We start from the raw sequence: 4,251 nt of genomic DNA, 5'->3' as shown, positions 1-4,251 counted from the left end.
GGCGTTTCGGCATTCGGTCTTTCGGCAGCAATCGCACTTGGCGCTACTGGCTGAACGCCTCTCAATACGCTTGAATCCGTCATGCGGCCACCGTGGAAAATCTGCAAGATGGCTTTGGTGCCATTTTTCTTGATGGCTGAAGCCAATTTACTCAAACCTGGAATGAACACATCGGAAGCGACGCTCAATTCGCCTTCCCAACCTTTACCGTCGTTCTGAACATTTGCAGCGCCTGTTATGACCGCACCTATTTCACCGGAACGCAGCGCATAGTAATTGATTTCGTCGGATGTCACTACCCCATCATAAAAACACATTTTCGTCGTCATCGGTGCCATCATGATGCGGTTCTTTAACTCAAGGCCGCGTTTGAAAGTCAGTTTGCTGTTCATTGTTGACATATTTTTCTCTCCCTTTAGATCGCTTTTTATCATTTTACCGAGCCTGCCTGAAATTCCCAAACAAAAAGCTCGGGCCACCCACAATGCATGCACATGCATATATTTTATTACATGTTACTTCCTTTTGCAAGGGGTGACACTTTGAAGTATTTTCGAAAAAAACGTCCCACTGCAGTTTTGTATGCAGCAGGGCATTTTTTTTAATTTATCAATTCTTTGGACATGTCAGCCTTTTCGGCCACCAAAGGCTCTTTATTAGTAGTAGGCGTATGCATTATCAAAACCAGTTTTGACACCTTATTCATTTTTCACGAAAAGGCGTTACCGACCCAGCAACAACTTTTGCGGGATAGCAGGTTTCTAATAAAGCCAAACACACAAAGTTGTTTACGCTTTAGCTAATACTATTTTTCCTATTGCGCCAATTCATCCCACGATTGAATCACTGATATTCCCGATGCATCCAGCGAAACTATTCACGAATCAAGTCGCGAGCTTCCTCAGCGCATCTTAAAATTCTGATTTCAACCGATCAATCGCCAAATTTACGGATAAACCATACTTTGACCAGTTGTGTAAGAAATACATAGCCTACCATCATAACGGCAAGCAGAAGCCAGTAAAGCGAAGGTAGTGCGACAAAACCAAGCGTTCCCGCAAAAGGCGAGATGGTAAGCCAGGCAGCTACAGCAACAATGGCAACGGAGGAAATAATCAGCGGCCAGCTTGCGCGGCTCTGGATAAAAGGAATTTTGTTCGTCCGGATCACGTGGATGATCAATGTCTGTGTGAAAATGGATTCCACAAACCAGCCGGTGTGGAACAAAGCGGGGTTATTCCAAGCGTTGAACACATTGAGCATAATGAAAAATGTCAGATAATCGAATATCGAACTTATCGGGCCTATGACCAATATAAACTTCTCGATCCCGCTGATTTTCCATTGACGCGGCTTCTTCACCCAGTCTGCATCGACCTCGTCGGTAGGGATTGTTGTTTGCGAAAAGTCATACAATAAATTATTGGTCAAAACCTGTATCGGCAGCATGGGCAGGAATGGCAGAAATGCACTTGCGCCCACAACGCTGAACATATTCCCAAAGTTAGAACTGGCTGCCATCTTGATATACTTGATAATATTTCCGAATACGCGACGTCCTTCCATTACCCCCTGAGCCAAAACCAGTAGATTGTTGTCCAGCAGAATGATATCCGAGGATTCTTTGGCAATATCCACAGCACTGTCTACGGAAACGCCTACGTCAGCAGCTCTCAAAGCGGGCGCATCGTTGATACCGTCACCCATAAACCCGACTACATGGCCGTTGCTTTGAAGAGCGCGGATAATATGTTCTTTTTGATTTGGAGATAGCTTGGCAAATATGTTTATCGTATTAACAGCTTTCGCCAGTTCCTCTTCGCTCATAGCCTCGATTTGCGAACCAAGGAGAACATTATCAACCGCAAGTCCAACTTCCTTGCAGATATAGGTGGTCACAGCCTCACTATCACCTGTCAGAATCTTCACGTCCACACTCAAGTCCGCTAATTGCTTCAATGCCTCCGTAGCCGACTTTTTAGGCGGATCAAGAAAAGATAAATACCCCAGAAGGATAAGCTCCGACTCGTCTTTAACCGCGTAAACCGGCTCATCCGATGCTCCCGGCATTTCCTTGTATGACAGGGCTATGACTCGGAAGCCCTGGGCGTTGAGATCATCCACGATTTTCTTTGTGCTGTCCGTATATTCAGGCAGCATGGGCAAAACTTTTCCCTCAATTTCCACACTGGTGCAACACGCCATGATTTCTTCTACAGCACCCTTGCAAATCATTGTATTCATACCGGTTTCATCCTCTACAATGACCGACATGCGTTTGCGGGTAAAATCAAAAGGGATTTCATCAATTTTATGGTACTTCACGTTTGCCTGCAGGGTTCCTTCCAAATCGCCATGTTTCAGGATCGCTTCATCGGTGATGTTCTTCAATCCTGTATGGTGGTAGCTGTTCAGGTATCCGTAATGCAGCACTTTTTCGCTTTCTTCTCCGCGTACATCGAGATGCTTTTCCAAACCGATTTTCCCCTCTGTGAGGGTGCCGGTCTTATCTGTGCACAACACGTCCATGGCCCCAAAATTTTGAATGGCGTTCAGACGCTTTACGATGACCTTCTTGCGGGACATCATCAGCGCGCCCTTGGAAAGGTTGACCGATACGATCATAGGCAGCATTTCCGGAGTCAAGCCTACTGCGACAGCCATTGCAAAAAGAAAAGCCTCCAGCCAGTTGTGTTTACTGATCCCATTTACAATGAATACCACGGGCACCATAATTCCTATAAAGCGGATCATCATCCAGGTGATCCCGTTGATCCCTTTATCAAAACTTGTTAATTCACGCTGCTCCACAAGGCTGGTTGAAAGTGCCCCAAAATATGTTTTTTCTCCTGTATGGACTGCTACCGCAACACCTGTTCCGCTTATTACATTCGATCCTAAAAAGCAGAGATTTGCAATTTCAAGCGGATTATCCATATCTTTTGAGGCTGCAATAGATTTTTTCTCAATAGGCATGGCTTCTCCTGTCAGTGCCGCCTGATCGAGAAATAGATCTTTTGCAGAGATTATGCGCACATCCGCCGGGATCATGTCCCCCGCAGCGATGGTTATGATATCTCCTGGCACCAGCAACTTGAGCGATATCTCTTGTTCTTTCCCATCGCGAACAACCGTTGCCTTGTTGACGACCATTGCTTTAAGTGCTGCCGCTGCATTATCAGCGCGCATTTCCTGGAAGAAACGCAGTACAATTCCCAGTAATACCATTACTGAAATGACCACTGTTGCCCGCAGATCTCCCGTAAGGTATGAGAGCACTGCAAGTGAAACCAGTAATATCACCAAGGGATTCTTTAGATTATTGATTAAATGCATGAGAAGCGATTGAGGCTTTTCTTTTGCCAACTCGTTTAAACCATACTGTTGCAGCCGCAATGCAGCATCGGCTTCACTCAAACCAGTTAGTTGCGTGTCAAGCTGCTTCAAAACGGAATCCGTCTCCAATTCTGCCAACTCCAATAGTTCTTCTGAAAAAGTTTTTGCTGGTGCGCTATCCTGATTATGAGGCTGTTTTGAACTAATGATTTTTTCTGTCATGAAATACCACTCCTCTTAGACATAAAATATGGCTTATGAACGTTGAAGTGATTGAATGTTGTACTGACAGTGGACTTGAGTCAAAAGCACTGTCACAAAAGAGGGACGATTGTGTCATATAGAACGGGACAGTTTTTTACTTTTCCAGCATCTGGTAGTCAGGGACATAGCCATAGTCTGATGATTCCTTCCAGCTGATAGTAAATGGAGCCGAACTGATCAGTGTTTCCTGATAGATGATGGTGTCTGTGCTTTAACCAGGACGGAAATGTCGACGTAGCACGTATAGGCGTTCCCGCTAGACCGGAAAGATTACTCCGCGTTATCGCGAAAACGATTTTCTTCAAATTCATTATACCACTCCGTAAGAAAATACCTTTTTTCGTGCACACTTTTGCTCGCACGAAAACAAAAAAAGACTGTGAATGAGGTGTCACCCACTTCATCCACAATCCTTCTTCGTTTTGTCCAGTTATATCGTTTATATTTTACGCAACCATCGCAACCAATCAGTAGTCAGTCTGTTTACTGATGGCGCTCCAGTCTTCGATTTCCTGCAATCTTTCTTTCATCTCGGCGGACACGATGTTGACTGCATCCGTTCCCAGCAACAATCGTTTCGGAAATGCCTCTTTTTGGATAGTTTCGTAGATGACTTCGCCCGCTTTGTCAGGATCGCCGGGCTGGTCTTGG

At 45.1% G+C, this 4,251-nt stretch carries 1 protein-coding gene and 2 pseudogenes; all 3 read right to left on the bottom strand.

Annotation, left to right across the window (positions count from 1 at the left end):
• Positions 1-401: pseudogene (locus tag WBV27_RS09450) on the bottom strand (NADH-dependent flavin oxidoreductase); the annotation flags it as partial.
• 532 nt (positions 402-933) lie between these two features.
• Complete coding sequence (gene mgtA, locus WBV27_RS09445) at positions 934-3,558, bottom strand: magnesium-translocating P-type ATPase (RefSeq protein WP_424201493.1); 2,625 nt, start codon at positions 3,556-3,558, stop codon at positions 934-936.
• Positions 3,559-4,067: 509 nt separating this feature from the next.
• Positions 4,068-4,251: pseudogene (locus WBV27_RS09440) on the bottom strand (short-chain dehydrogenase/reductase); the annotation flags it as partial.

It is taken from the genome of Trichococcus sp., from assembly GCF_049589555.1.
GTDB lineage: Bacteria > Bacillota > Bacilli > Lactobacillales > Aerococcaceae > Trichococcus.
The sequence above is the reverse complement of the archived record's forward strand: the minus strand, read 5'-3'. Positions and strand labels throughout refer to the sequence as shown.

Excerpts from the sequence above, each read along its gene's own strand:
- mgtA (WP_424201493.1), bottom strand. The coding sequence starts at position 3,558 with ATGACAGAAAAAATCATTAGTTCAAAACAGCCTCATAATCAGGATAGC.